Below are 12304 nucleotides of genomic sequence, written 5' to 3' on the forward strand. Positions count from 1 at the left end.
TCAGGACAGGTGGTCGGCGCGGGAGGCGTAGGGGAGCAGGGCCATCTCGCGGGCGGTCTTGACGGCCTGGGCGATCCGCCGCTGCTGCTGGACGGTGACGCCGGTGACGCGACGGCTGCGGATCTTGCCCCGGTCGGAGATGAACGTGCGCAGCAGAGCGGTGTCCTTGTAGTCGACGCGGTCCACGCCGAGCAGCGGGTTGGGCTTCTTGCGCGGGGCGCGGCGGGGCTTCATGCGATCTCCTTGAGGTCGAGGATGGCGGTGAAGGGGTCGTCGTGGCCGGGGAGCTCGCCTTCGGCCAGCAGGCATGAGTCGAGCAGGCGGTGCAGGCGCCCGGCGTCGAGGTCGGGGCCGGTGAAGACCAGGTGCTGGACGCGGTCGCCGTGCTCGGGATGCCAGTCGAGGGCGGCCGCCACGCGGCGGGCGGGGGAGAGGAGGTCCCACGCGGCTTCGGGCAGTGCGGCCAGCCAGGGGCCGGCGTCCTCGACCGAGACGATGCCGGCGACCGCGTCCCACGCGAGCAGCTGTCCGGGGCGGGTGGCCAGCCAGAAGCGGCCGCGCGAGCGTACGGACGCGGTGACCAGCTCGTCCACGGCCTCGAAGAAGCGGCCGGGATGCAGCGGGCGGCGGCTGCGCCAGACCGTGGTGACGATCTCCTCGGTCGTGGCGTCGGCGGGCAGGCTCGCGGTGCGGGGGTCCACGCGTTCGGCCAGCTCGGACGTGCACAGGGCGGGGCCGGTGACCGCAGGCAGAGCCGCCACGGCGTGCACGGGGGTGACCGGGGCGAGGTGGGCGAGCACCCGCCGCGACAGGTCGCGGTCGTCGTCGTCTCCGCCGTGCAGCACCAGGCCCGTGGCGTATTCGAGCTGCCGGGCCAGGACCTCGGCCAGATAGCGCTGGTCGCCCGCGGCCGCGGGTCTGCCGAGCGTACCGAGGGGCTCGCCGCGGGTGATGTCGTCGGGCAGGGCCGCGGCGTCGAGGGCGGTGAGCACGGCGGTGAGCCGCAGGAGATCGCGGGCCTCGTCGCAGTCGACGGCCTCGGCGACCGAGCGCGGCTCGACCGTGTCCCACAGATCGACGATCAGCAGGGATGCGCCGGGCGCCAGCAGGACGAGCTGGGGGAGCAGGTCCTCGCGGACGGTGCAGGTGACGCAGCCATGGGCGAGACGCACGTCGGTCGTGTCCAGCACGCGGACGCCGTCGCGGACGGTGCGTCGTACGCGGCCGTGGACGACGCCGCCCAGATCGTGGTGGACGGCGACGGAGCCCGGATGCCGGGCCAGCAGCTCGTCGACGGCGGCGGTGCGGGCCGTGTCATGCAGGCCGGCGACGAGGACGACGGGGGTTGACACCATGCCTCCCAGTGGCAGAATGAAAATCATTATCGTTATGCTGCACAGTACCGCACGCCGAAAGGAACTGCTGTGGCGAGAAACGAGGTGCGTCCCGACCCCGACATCCAGCAGCGCCGCTACTGGGTGGCAGCAGAGGACCGGTTCGACCGGCTCAGGCTCAGCGCCCGCGCGATCAAGAGGATCGACAAGATCGGCGGCGCCTCGTCCGTGCGTACCGGCGCGGGCTGATGACGGCCGATTGAGATGACGAAAGGCCGCAGGGCTCGGCGCGAGCCCTGCGGCCTTTCCCACGATGGCCGGGGCAGCGGGCGAGCACGCCGCCGCCCCGGTGGCGGTGACCGGCGGCTTTCGTCAGCCGCAGTGGACCCCGAACGCGGCATCGCCGGTGGCGAGGGCGGGCTGCGCCGCCACCGCCGGCAGCGGGATGGTCACGACGCACGCCGCCAGGACGGCGGACAGCTTGCCACGCAGAGACAAAGGGGGAGCCTTTCACGCGGGTGATCACAGACTTGCGCGATTCAACTTGCCGGCCCGCTCGGTGAGGCATGCCCGCGGTGAAGGCATCACGCCGGGATCAACGAATCCTCAACGCGGACTCGACACCGGCGCGGACACACTGGCCGGGACCTGCGCGTTCACCTGACGACGGAACCTGATCACGGAGCCGGCATGACCACTGTCACCTCACGGGACGACCTCGAACTCGAATCGCGGTACGAGCCGCCACGCACCGACACAGAACGCCGGCTGGCCGCCCTGTGGGAGGACAAGCTGGGCGTCGCGCCCGTCGGCATCGAGGACGACTTCTTCGAGCTGGGCGGCGACTCCCTGCTGGCGGCCGACGTGCAGTTCGCGATCGACCGCGAGTTCGGCTTCGAGGTGCCCGCCTGGGCGCTGTTCCTGTCGCCGACCATCGCCGAGCTGGCCGCCGTGATCGGCCATGCGTGACCTGTCCGACCCCGGCCTGTTCGAGGCGGGCGGCCAGTACGCGGCCTGGCGGTGGCTGCGCGAGAACGACCCGGTGCACCGGCACGAGCGGGGCTTCTGGTCGGTCACGCGGTACGCCGACGTGGACCGCGTCCTGCGCGACCACACGTGCTTCACCAGCGAGCGCGGCACCCTGCTCAACCTGCTGGGCCGCCCCGACCCGGCCGCCGGCCGGCAGCTCGCCGCCACCGACCCGCCCGCGCACGACCGGATGCGGGCCCCGCTGCAGAAGCTCATGGGCATGCGCTCGGCCGCCGCCTACGAGCCCGCCATCGTCGCGGCGATCACCGAGCTGCTCGCCCCCGGCCTGGACGGGCGGCCTTTCGACGTGGCCGAGGCCGTGCGCGGGCTGCCGCTCGCGCTGGTCGGGCCGCTGCTCGACCTGCCGCACGCCGACCGGCCGCGCCTGCTCACGCTGGTCATGGCGGCCGGCGCCGAGGACGACCCCGACTACCAGGTCGCCGGTGACGCGGCCACGACGCTGCGGCAGGCGCACCGCGAGCTGTTCGCGTACTTCCTGCACCTGGTACGCGAGCGCGCCCGCACCCCCGGCGACGACCTGATCAGCCTGATGCTGCCGGAAGGCCCCGGCACGGTGGTCTCCAACTGCTACAGCCTGCTGCTCGGCGCGAGCGTGACCCTGCCGAACGTGGTCAACTCGACCGTCGCGGAGCTGGCCCGGGACGGCGGCTACCGCGCCTGGGCCGCCCGCCCCGATCTGCTGCGCGGCGGGGTGGAGGAGGCGCTGCGCTGGGCGTCGCCCGGCAGCCACTTCATGCGGCACACCACCCGCCCGGTACGCCTGTCCGGCGTGGCGCTCCCGGCGGGCGAGCCGGTGGTCGCCTGGATCGGCGCCGCCAACAGGGACCCCGAGATCTTCCCTGACCCGGACGCGTTCGACCCGGCCCGTACGCCGAACCGCCACCTCGCCTTCGGCAGCGGACACCACTACTGCATCGGCTCCCACCTGGCCCGGCTCACGCTGCGGCTGTTCTTCCAGACGCTCTTCGCGACCTTCGCCGACGTCGCGCTCGCCGCGGAGCCGGTCCGCGTGCGATCGACCTTCCTCACCGGCTTCAAGAAGCTGATCATCACGGGCGTGCCCAGGAGAGGCAGATGACGACAGAGATCCCGTTCACCTACGCCCAGCAGCTGCTGCTCGGGCTTGAGCTGGCCGTGCCGGGCAGCGTGCTCAACCCGGCGTTCATCGTGCGCGCCGCCTACCGGGTCGCGCACGAGATCGACGAAGACGTGCTGCGCCGGGCCGTGGACGACGTCGTGGCCCGGCACGACGCGCTGCGCACGGCCGTGGTCCGCGACGCCGGCCAGGGCATCAAGGCGCACGTGCACGACAGCGTGCCGGGCCGGCTGCTGGTGCACGACGTGAACGACGCGGACGACGAGGACGCCTTCCTCGCGATGGCGACGAACGCGGCGTACCCGCCGGACGAGCCGCCGCTGCTGTGGGTGCACCTCGGCCGCTGCGCGGACGGCACCAGCCTGCTGGTGATCGTCACCCACCACCTCGTCTCCGACGCCTGGTCGCTGACGCTGCTGGCGCGCGACCTGGCCGACGCCTACACCGCCCGGCTGCGGGGCGGACCGCCGCCGGGCTCGCAGGCCCTGGGGTACGCCGAGGTCGCCGCCGACGACTTCTCGCCCTCATGGGAGAAGACGATCACGGACGCGCTGCCGTACTGGAAGGACCGGCTGGACGGCGTGGCGGACCTCGCCCTGCCGGTGCCGACCCCCGGCAGGCGCGGCGAGCAGCGGACGTGCCGCTTCACCGTGCCCGACGAGCTGTGGCGGCGGCTCGCCGAGGTGGCGCGGCGGCGCAGGACGACGCCGTTCACGCTGCTGCTCACGGCGTTCACCGCGTCGGTCTGGGCCGGGCGCCATGACGCCGTCGTGCCGATCATCACCGCCGGGCGCAAGCCATCGGAGTGGTACACGGCCGGCTTCATGCTCAACCTGCTCTGGCTGCGGATCACCACCGAGAACCCCGGCGACCTGGACGAGCTGAGCCGCCGCGCCGACGAGGTGTGCCGGGCGGCCTACCGGCACGACGTGCCGCTGCTGCGGGTGCTGCCCGAGGCGCCGGACCTCACCGCGCTGATCTTCGATCCGGCGGAGGTCGTGGAGCGCACGTTCCCGGTGTTCCAGCTCATCCCGAAGTCGCCGTTCGCGCCCACCTCGGACGAACCGGCGCTGCTGCTGACGCCCGTGCCCGAGGAGCGGCAGCCCGCGCCCGTGATGCCGCTGCACCTGCTGTGGTCGATGCGGGTGGACGAGGAGGTGGTCGGCATCGTCTCCTGCGAGGCCGAGATGTTCGGGCAGGAGTGGGTGGAGGAGAAGATCGCCGGGTTCCTGCGCGTACTGGAGCGGCTGGCCGATGCTTGAGCTCATCGAAACGCACCTGACCAGCCCGGCCACCGCGATCGCCGACCGCGAAGGCGGGCTGTCCTACCGGGAGCTGGACCGGCGCAGCGCCGGGCTCGCGCGGGCGCTGCTGGAGGCGGGCCTTGAACCCGACGAGCCCGTGGTGATCCACGCCCACCTGTCGCGGTGGGCGGTGATCGGGATGCTCGCCGTCCTGCGGGCCGGCGGCCGGTACGTCGCCATCGACGCCGCCTTCCCCGTCGGCCGGCAGCAGGACGTCGCCCAGGCGTGCGGGGCGCGGATCGCCCTCATCGAGCCGGACATGATCGTCCCGCTGAACGGGCCGTCGTGCCGCATCGACATGACCACGCTCTCCGGCGACGCGGTCCCTGCCGGCCCGGCCCGGCTCGCCTACACCTGCTACACCAGCGGCTCGACGGGCACGCCCAAGCCCGTCACGATCTCCCGGGCGGCCCTTGCCTGGTCCACCTCCGCCCGGCTGGCCTACTACCCGTCGCCGGTCACCGGGTTCCTGCTGTGCTCGTCCATCTCGTTCGACAGCTCGGTCGCCGGCATCTACTGGACGCTGGCCGGTGGCGGCACCCTGGTCATCCCCAGCCAGCGCCCCTCCGACCTGGCCGCCGCCGCGCGCTTCGCCGCCGAGCACCGGCCCTCCCACCTGCTCATGGTGCCGTCGCTGTACGGGCTCGCGCTCCGCAACGGCCTGGCGGACGCGTTCGGATCGCTCGGCACGGTGATCGTCGCCGGCGAGACCTGCCCGCCCGCGCTGGTCGGCGCGCACTACGCCGCGCTGCCCGGCGCGGTCCTCTACAACGAGTACGGCCCCACCGAGTGCACCGTCTGGAGCACGGTCCACCGCTGCGTCCCCGAGGACGCCCATTCTGCGCGGGTGCCCATCGGCCACCCCGTCCAGGGCGCGCGGGTGTCCATCGCGGAGCAGAACAACGACGGCGTCGGCGAACTGGTGATCTCCGGTCCCGGCCTGGCCGAGGGCGTCGGGGACGCCTACCGTACCGGTGACCTGGTCTCCCGGCGCGGCGACGGGGCCCTGCTGTTCCACGGCCGCGCCGACCACCAGCTCAAGCTGAGCGGCGCGCGGGTGGAGCGCGCGGAGATCGAGCACGCCATGGCCGGTTTCCCCGGCGTACGGGAGGCCGCGGTCGGCGTGACGCGGGGCCCGGCGCGGCTCAAGGGTTTCCTGGCCACCGACCAGGAGCGGATCGACCGCCGGGCGTTGCGCGCGCACCTGCTGGACCGGCTGCCGGTGGTGGCCGTGCCGACGGTGTTCCAGCGGGTGGACGCCCTGCCGCGCCTGCCCAACGGCAAGGTCGACTACACGGCGCTCGACGACGGCTGATCTTGACGCGCCCGGTGCGGCATGTTGTGATCAACCCACGAATTTCGTACTGGTTCAGTAGGAAATGGGTGGTCATGAGGTTCCTCCAGCGCGCCGCCGCGGTCGTCATGCTCTTCGTGAGCGCGGCGGGCGTCCAAGCCGTGCACAGTGGACCGGCGCAGGCGGCTCTCCCCACCGCCGCCGTCGCGCTCGGCGACAGCTTCGTCAGCGGCGAGGGCGCGGGGGACTACCAGCCCGTCGTCGACTCCTCCGGCACGACGCAGGGTTTCCCCGGCTGGTCGGCGGCCAACAGCAACGCCTACTTCTGCCACCGGTCGGCGAACGCCTCGCTGTTCAAGGCGTCGCTGCCGGGCATCCAGCAACGCGTCAACCTCGCCTGCTCCGGAGCCCAGCCCGCCGACATCACCGCACCCGCCAGCGCCCGCCCCGAGGGCCGCACCGTCGCCGCCCAGCTCGACCAGCTGCGCGCCGTCGCCCAGACGCACGACATCGACGTCGTCCTCATCGGGCTCGGCTCCAACAACAGCCAGTTCACCTTCGGCGACGTCGCCACGTTATGCGCCAACCGGTTCATCGCCGACGCCTGGACCGGCTGGTGGGAGTTCTGGGCGTACCTGAAGGGCGAGGTGCCGCAGCAGCCCTGCTCCGCCTCCGACCTGGCCACCGCCGCCGAGGTCGCCGCCGCCACCACCGAGACCACCGCCGCCCTGCGGCAGATACTCGACACCCTCGCCCAGGTCGACGCCGACGGCGTCCACCAGGTGATCCTGCAGACCTACACCAACCCGCTGCCGCCCGAGCTCGCCACGCCGTACCACGAGGAGGACGGCCGCAAGGACACCCGCGACAAGTTCCGCGCGCTCGGCGCCGAGCGCTACGCCGCCGGCTGCCCGATCCACCGCGCCAGCCTCGGGCCGGGGCACGTGTTCTCCGAGAACCTCGGCACCCTGGTCAGGAACGCGCACGCCACGCTGGCGGCCGAACGCCCGGCGGCCGACGTGCGCGTCCTGGACGTCCAGCGCGCCTTCGACGGGGCTCGCCTCTGCGAGAACTCCGGCAGCCCGTCCGGCGCGCTCGCGACGCCGGTCCGCGTCCAGGACGGGCCGACCGGTACGCCCGTCACCAGCCTGTCCGGGTGGGACAAGATCCGCATCCAGCGGGCGGCGAACACCTGCGTCACCTACTTCCAGACCTGCCAGGAGTCATGGCACCCCAGCGCCGCCGGCCACACGGTCCTCGGCCAGTGCCTGAGCGGCGCCGTCGCCGCGGGGCCGCGCGCGAGCGTCACGTGCGCCCGCGACTCGAACGGCACGATCACCGTCTCCTGACCCGGGCCCGGTACGGTCGGGCGTCATGGGTGTGGAACAACATGTGGTGTCGCCGGGTGAGGACTTCCACCGGACTTACCCGGCGGCACAGAGCAACGCGATCGCCGACGCGATCGAAGAGCGGGGCGAGTTCCCGTACGAGCTGACCTATCTCGGCGACGGCGGCGAGCTGTGGCGCGCGGGCGAGGCGCAGTCCGGCATGGAGACGCTGCCCGAGCGGTACGCCGGGCAGCTCCTCGCGCTCGCGCCGCCGTCGTCGCCGGTGCGGATCGTCGACTTGGGACCGGGTACGACGCGTCCCGTGCGCGGGGTCATCCGCCACTTCCTGGACGCGTCCCGGCTGGCCGGTTACCGCGGGATCGACATCAGCGGGGAGATCCTCGAAATGGCGGGGGAGGCCCTGCGCGCCGACTTCCCCTCGCAACGCTTCGTGCTGTGCCAGGGCGACTTCGCCGGGCCCGACCTCGCCCGTGTCCTGACCGATGAGCCCGATGAGGCGGTCCGGCTCGTGGTCCTGGCCGGCGGGACCGCGTACAACGTGCCCGATCCCGACCGGCTCCTGCGGCACGTACGCGCCGCCATGAACGATCAGGACGTGCTGCTGCTGACGCTGCGCGTCGACACCGGCGTGGACCGGCCGCCGTTCATGGACAAGGTCAGCGTCGGCGGCCCGTACAAGCCGCAGCAGCTGATGGGGCTGGACCTGCTCGGCATCGACCGCTCCTGGTACGTCACCGAGACCGGCTTCGGCCCCGTCCGCAGCGAGGTCTTCGTCCGGGTGCGGTTCGCCGAGCCGGTCACCGTGGCCTTCGGCGCGCGGACGGCGTCGTTCGAGCCGGGCGACCGCGTGCTCATCTGGCGCTACCTCTACCACGACGGCGCGGCGGTGCGAGACCAGCTCACCCGCTGCGGCTTCCGCGTGCGCCTCTTCGAGCACGGCGACGACCGGCAGATGATCCTCGTCGCCGCCACACCTTCTCAGGATGATCCCTCCTGACTACACTCGGCACTTGATCACCAGTGTGGTACCGGAAGGCTTCGGATGACACTCAACTTCCCCACCGCGGTCCAGCTCCGTGGTGACCTCGACAGCGTGCTCCAGACGTCCATGAAGGACACCGTCTGGAGCGTCAGGCTGAAGGACGACGACAACCTCGACCCCGCCGACGTCCACGGTGCGTGACGGTTCGGATTGACCCGGCTCACCACCGGCGGGGACGGCGTGATCACCCACCCCGTTCCCGCCCCCGGCGACACCCGCAAGGCGTGTCTGTCCGGCACCCACCGCGTGCTGGCCCCCGCCGAAACGCTGCGGCGCATCCAGCCGCTCTTCCCGATCGTCGGCATCACCCGGCTCGCCGACGTCACCTGGCTCGACGAGATCGGCATCCCGGTGTGGCAGGCCGTACGCCCCAACTCCCGCGCGGTGTCCGTGAGCCAGGGCAAGGGCCTCACCCACGACCACGCCCGCGTTTCGGCCGCCATGGAGTCGATCGAGTCCTGGCACGCCGAACGCCTCGGCCCAGGCGACGTGACCGCGACCGTCGCCGACATGGAACGCGTCTGCGGCTACCGCGTCCACGACCTGCACCTCGAACCCCGCCACCACCTCCGGCCAGGGCTGGAGCTGGCGTGGACCAGGGCGACCCGCATGGACGACGGAACACCCACGTTTCTGCCCACCGAACTGCTGCGGCTCGACGGCCGCGTCCGCGACACCTGGATGCCGCCGCTGTTCGCCCAGAACAGCAACGGGCTGGCCGGCGGCAACACCTTCGAGGAAGCGGCGCTGCACGGCCTCTACGAGGTCATCGAACGCGACAGCCTGGCCCGCGCCGAAACCGGCCCGCCGTCACCGCTCCTGAACCTGGCCACCGTCGACGGCCCCGCCGGGGAACTGCTGGAGCTGATGGCCGCGGCCGGCATCGACGTCCAGGTGGAGGTGCCCCCGTCGCCCACCGGCCTGGCCTGCTTCCTGGCCACCATCAGGAGCGAGGAGTTCCCCGTGCTGTTCGCCGGCGCGGGCACCCACCTCGACCGTGACGTCGCCCTGTGCCGCGCCCTGACCGAGGCCGCGCAGTCACGCGTCACCCAGATCGCCGGCGCCAGGGACGACCTCACCTCGAGCGCCTACCGGCGCGCCGTCACCGACGTCCCCGCCGATCTGACGCCGCCGTCGGACGCCGGGCGGCTCGGCTACGACGAGATCCCCTCCGTACGCAACGAGACCCTAGCGGACGACCTGCGCACCACGGTCGGCCGCGTGGTGGCCCTGGCCGGGCGGCCCCCGCTGGTCGCCGACCACACCAGGCCCGACCTGGGCGTCCCCGTCGTCCGCGTGGTCTGCCCCGGGCTGCTCCGCCGATCGGCGTTCCTGTGATGACCACGTACCTCTTCGCCGGCCCCAGCCTGCCGGACGCCGCCGGCCTGCTCGCCGCGGACGACGTCACCGTGCTGCCGCCGGTGGGTGCGGGAGACCTGCTGAAGCTCGCGCCCAAGCAGGGCGACGTCGTCGGCATCATCGACGGCTACTTCCGTCAGACCCGTGCCGTCCGGCACAAGGAGATCCTCGCCCTCATCGAGTCCGGCGTCACCGTCGTCGGCGCCGCCAGCATGGGCGCCCTGCGGGCGGCCGAGCTCGACACGTTCGGCATGCGCGGCGTCGGGCGTGTCTACCGCGACTACCGCGACGGCCGGCTGACCGCCGACGACGAGGTGGCGCTCCTGCACGGCCCGCCGGAGGACGGCTACCGGCCCATCACCGAGGCCCTCGTCAACATCCGCGCGACCCTGCGGTTGTGCGTACGGGAAGGCATCCTCGGCGAACCCACCGCCGCGGATCTCGCCGCCGAGCTGGCCCGCCGCCCGTACCGGCTGCGCTCGTACCCCGCCCTCATCGAGCTGGCCCGCGCTCTTGGAGCCGAGAAGCTCGAAGCGCTGCGGCACGTGTGCACGACCCGCCCCGTCAACCTCAAACGCGACGACGCCCTGGAGCTGATCGCAGAGCTCCGCACGTTCCGGCCTGACCCCGCGCCCGCTTCGTTCACCCTGGCGCGGTCCATCTACCTGCACCGCTGGCAGCTCGGCGCCCGAGACCTCGACACCGGGGACGGGCCGATCCCCGAGCTGAGCATCCTGCGGATGTGCCAGCTCTTCGCCGAGGATTACCCCGACTTCTACCGGAACCTGGCCTACACCCACATCGTCCAGGAATGCACCGACCAGCCCCCGCAGCCGACCCTGGACGCCGCCCTGGCACACGCCCGCCACCGCACGATCATCCCCGAGACGCCCGACGAGCTGGACTTCTTGGACCTGTGGCTGACCCCCGCAGAACGCAGTCAGCCCTCGAAGGAACAACTCGCCACCTTCCTGACCCGCAGCTTCCAACTGACCCCCGGAGCCCCCGCCGACGCCCCGGCCCTGGACGCTTTGCGCGGCCGCCCGATCATGTCGGCTGCGGCGAACCTCGTCCACGCCGCAAGAACGGTGAACCAGCACGCCCAGCGGACGCAGTCCACCTTCGACATCCACACGTTGTCAACGGACCGCATCCTTGACCTGATCAGCGAACGCTGGGGCGCCGACCCCGACACCCTGGAACTGCAGGCCCTGGACCGAGGGATTCCCTCCCGAGACACCCTGATCGCCGCTGCCAGACCCTTCTACCTCCTGGCGAAGTACAACCCTGACCTCATGGACCTGCGCGTCGGCTGACTCGTCAGGGCGGGCGGGCAGGCGCCTGTGCCGGGATCACGCCTGCTGGGCGACTGCGATCAGTTTTTCCAGGCGCTTGCGGCGGCGGGCGGCGTTCAGGCGGAGGGCGACGACCGCGAGGGTGAGCAGGGCGGCCAGGGTGAGTTGTGGCCAGGGCAGCGCCCACACCCTTGTGGTGGCCGCCGCCTGCTCGGTGGCGACGCCTGGGAGGGGGCCGGTCGCGGGGGAGGGGAGTGCCACGATCGTCGTGCCGATCGGGCCCAGTGGCCAGGTGCCGGGCAGGTGGGCGGTGAAGGTGCGGCGGCCGCCTGGCATCAGTTCCCTGGCCCTGGCTGTTGATGGGTCGGTCCAGGTGTTCTCGGTGAACAAGGTGGAGGTCAGGACCTGGTTGCCGGTGACCGCGCGGACGTTGCCGGTGTTGGCGACGGTGTAGGTCACCTCGACCGTTCCCGCGGTGAAGGGGTTCCAGGAACCTGTGTACTCCGCTCTTACGTCGGTCACGGCCAGCTTGGCCACGTAGGCGCCGGTGACGCGGATGTTCAGGCGGACGCCCACCCGGTTCTGGACGCGTACCTGGCCGGAGACCGTCTCCAGGGATGCGGTCACGCCGGCCGGGTGGTCGCCTGGCGTCGCGTTCCTGGGGACTGACACCGTCACCGGGACGACCGAGGTGGCGCCGGCGGCGACGGTGACCGTCTCGGGGACCGTGATCCAGGAGCCGCCGTCGACCGGCTCGACCCCGGACGGCCGCATGTCGAAGTAGCCCTTCGAGGTCAGGTAGCCGTCGCCCGCGTCGATGCCGAACACGACCGGCTCCGTTGAGCGGTTGATGACCGCCACATGCTCGACCACCTGCTGGCCGCCGGCGAGTTCGAGGTCGATGGCGGTGCGGCCGTCGGGGCCGCCGGTGTTCGCCGGTACGACCGACCAGGTGACGTCGGTGTTCGCCGGTACGACCGACCAGGTGACGTCGGCGTGGGCCGCCGGCCCCACCAGGACGGCCGCCGGCCCCACCAGGACGGCCGCCGGTCCCATCAGGACGGCGGCCGACAAGGCGGCCAGCGCGGCGAGGGTGCGCCGCCTACGGCTTGTGATCAACAGGGTCAACAGGCATGTCTCCGGTCTCGTCAGGGGCCGTCCGGGACCCTGAGGCCCCGGAC

Annotated in this window: 14 protein-coding genes; 10 read left to right on the forward strand and 4 right to left on the reverse strand. The window is 72.3% G+C overall.

Translation table 11 applies throughout. The annotated features are described in order from the left end of the window. Both rpsR and AB0K18_RS30375 read right to left on the reverse strand, forming a co-directional pair. Nucleotides 1-234 carry a 30S ribosomal protein S18 gene (rpsR, locus tag AB0K18_RS30370; protein WP_364920909.1) on the reverse strand — a complete coding sequence of 78 codons (234 nt, stop codon included), beginning with the start codon at nucleotides 232-234 and terminating at the stop codon, nucleotides 1-3. After that, a complete protein-coding gene (locus AB0K18_RS30375) occupies nucleotides 231-1355 on the reverse strand; it encodes a GTP-binding protein (RefSeq protein ID WP_364920912.1) in 1125 nt (374 codons plus the stop codon). Before AB0K18_RS30375 ends, rpsR begins: the two co-directional genes overlap by 4 nt. A gap of 69 nt (nucleotides 1356-1424) precedes the next feature. On the opposite strand from AB0K18_RS30375, the gene AB0K18_RS30380 reads away from it, so the two are divergent. Next, nucleotides 1425-1583: a L28 family ribosomal protein gene (locus tag AB0K18_RS30380; protein ID WP_364920915.1), complete on the forward strand. Its 159-nt coding sequence runs from the start codon at nucleotides 1425-1427 to the stop codon at nucleotides 1581-1583. Between the two features lie 123 nt (nucleotides 1584-1706). Here the strand turns inward: AB0K18_RS30380 and AB0K18_RS30385 are convergent, their stop codons facing one another. Continuing rightward, entirely contained in the window at nucleotides 1707-1832 is a 126-nt protein-coding gene (locus AB0K18_RS30385) for a hypothetical protein (RefSeq protein WP_364920918.1), read from the reverse strand. Between the two features lie 192 nt (nucleotides 1833-2024). Here AB0K18_RS30385 and AB0K18_RS30390 point away from each other — a divergent pair, with 192 nt between their 5' ends. From AB0K18_RS30390 to AB0K18_RS30430, 9 genes are all read left to right on the forward strand, one after another. Then, complete coding sequence (locus AB0K18_RS30390; RefSeq protein ID WP_364920921.1) at nucleotides 2025-2303, forward strand: phosphopantetheine-binding protein; 279 nt, start codon at nucleotides 2025-2027, stop codon at nucleotides 2301-2303. Beyond that, nucleotides 2296-3462 carry a cytochrome P450 gene (locus tag AB0K18_RS30395; protein WP_364920924.1) on the forward strand — a complete coding sequence of 389 codons (1167 nt, stop codon included), beginning with the start codon at nucleotides 2296-2298 and terminating at the stop codon, nucleotides 3460-3462. The genes AB0K18_RS30390 and AB0K18_RS30395 overlap by 8 nt, the downstream gene beginning before the upstream one ends. After that, nucleotides 3459-4742, forward strand: coding sequence for a condensation domain-containing protein (locus AB0K18_RS30400; protein WP_364920927.1), 1284 nt, complete (start codon nucleotides 3459-3461; stop codon nucleotides 4740-4742). The genes AB0K18_RS30395 and AB0K18_RS30400 overlap by 4 nt, the downstream gene beginning before the upstream one ends. Further along, nucleotides 4735-6099, forward strand: a complete 1365-nt coding sequence (locus AB0K18_RS30405) for an amino acid adenylation domain-containing protein (RefSeq protein ID WP_364920930.1) — start codon at nucleotides 4735-4737, stop codon at nucleotides 6097-6099. Before AB0K18_RS30400 ends, AB0K18_RS30405 begins: the two co-directional genes overlap by 8 nt. 74 nt (nucleotides 6100-6173) lie before the next feature. Continuing rightward, complete coding sequence (locus AB0K18_RS30410) at nucleotides 6174-7427, forward strand: SGNH/GDSL hydrolase family protein (RefSeq protein ID WP_364920932.1); 1254 nt, start codon at nucleotides 6174-6176, stop codon at nucleotides 7425-7427. A gap of 25 nt (nucleotides 7428-7452) precedes the next feature. Continuing rightward, nucleotides 7453-8424, forward strand: coding sequence for an L-histidine N(alpha)-methyltransferase (locus AB0K18_RS30415; RefSeq protein ID WP_364920935.1), 972 nt, complete (start codon nucleotides 7453-7455; stop codon nucleotides 8422-8424). 45 nt (nucleotides 8425-8469) lie between these two features. Next, nucleotides 8470-8610, forward strand: a complete 141-nt coding sequence (locus AB0K18_RS30420; protein WP_364920937.1) for a hypothetical protein — start codon at nucleotides 8470-8472, stop codon at nucleotides 8608-8610. Nucleotides 8611-8619: 9 nt separating this feature from the next. Further along, on the forward strand, nucleotides 8620-9807 hold the full coding sequence (locus AB0K18_RS30425; protein ID WP_364920940.1) for a YcaO-like family protein: 1188 nt from the start codon (nucleotides 8620-8622) through the stop codon (nucleotides 9805-9807). Further along, nucleotides 9807-11144, forward strand: a complete 1338-nt coding sequence (locus tag AB0K18_RS30430) for a TfuA-like protein (RefSeq protein ID WP_364920943.1) — start codon at nucleotides 9807-9809, stop codon at nucleotides 11142-11144. The genes AB0K18_RS30425 and AB0K18_RS30430 overlap by 1 nt, the downstream gene beginning before the upstream one ends. A gap of 36 nt (nucleotides 11145-11180) precedes the next feature. On the opposite strand, the gene AB0K18_RS30435 is transcribed toward AB0K18_RS30430, so the two are convergent. Further along, nucleotides 11181-12251, reverse strand: a complete 1071-nt coding sequence (locus AB0K18_RS30435; protein ID WP_364920946.1) for a hypothetical protein — start codon at nucleotides 12249-12251, stop codon at nucleotides 11181-11183. Between the last annotated feature and the right edge of the window lie 53 nt (nucleotides 12252-12304).

The sequence above is a fragment of the Nonomuraea sp. NPDC049421 genome, assembly GCF_040677005.1.
In the GTDB taxonomy this organism is placed as follows: Bacteria; Actinomycetota; Actinomycetes; order Streptosporangiales; family Streptosporangiaceae; genus Nonomuraea; species Nonomuraea salmonea.

What these genes read in the sequence shown, in the direction of transcription:
- AB0K18_RS30395 (WP_364920924.1), top strand. Translation starts at nt 2,296, where the DNA reads ATGCGTGACCTGTCCGACCCCGGCCTGTTCGAGGCGGGCGGCCAGTAC.
- rpsR (WP_364920909.1), bottom strand. Translation starts at nt 234, where the DNA reads ATGAAGCCCCGCCGCGCCCCGCGCAAGAAGCCCAACCCGCTGCTCGGC.
- AB0K18_RS30400 (WP_364920927.1), top strand. Translation starts at nt 3,459, where the DNA reads ATGACGACAGAGATCCCGTTCACCTACGCCCAGCAGCTGCTGCTCGGG.
- AB0K18_RS30390 (WP_364920921.1), top strand. Translation starts at nt 2,025, where the DNA reads ATGACCACTGTCACCTCACGGGACGACCTCGAACTCGAATCGCGGTAC.
- AB0K18_RS30420 (WP_364920937.1), top strand. Translation starts at nt 8,470, where the DNA reads ATGACACTCAACTTCCCCACCGCGGTCCAGCTCCGTGGTGACCTCGAC.
- AB0K18_RS30375 (WP_364920912.1), bottom strand. Translation starts at nt 1,355, where the DNA reads ATGGTGTCAACCCCCGTCGTCCTCGTCGCCGGCCTGCATGACACGGCC.
- AB0K18_RS30405 (WP_364920930.1), top strand. Translation starts at nt 4,735, where the DNA reads ATGCTTGAGCTCATCGAAACGCACCTGACCAGCCCGGCCACCGCGATC.
- AB0K18_RS30430 (WP_364920943.1), top strand. Translation starts at nt 9,807, where the DNA reads ATGACCACGTACCTCTTCGCCGGCCCCAGCCTGCCGGACGCCGCCGGC.
- AB0K18_RS30415 (WP_364920935.1), top strand. Translation starts at nt 7,453, where the DNA reads ATGGGTGTGGAACAACATGTGGTGTCGCCGGGTGAGGACTTCCACCGG.
- AB0K18_RS30410 (WP_364920932.1), top strand. Translation starts at nt 6,174, where the DNA reads ATGAGGTTCCTCCAGCGCGCCGCCGCGGTCGTCATGCTCTTCGTGAGC.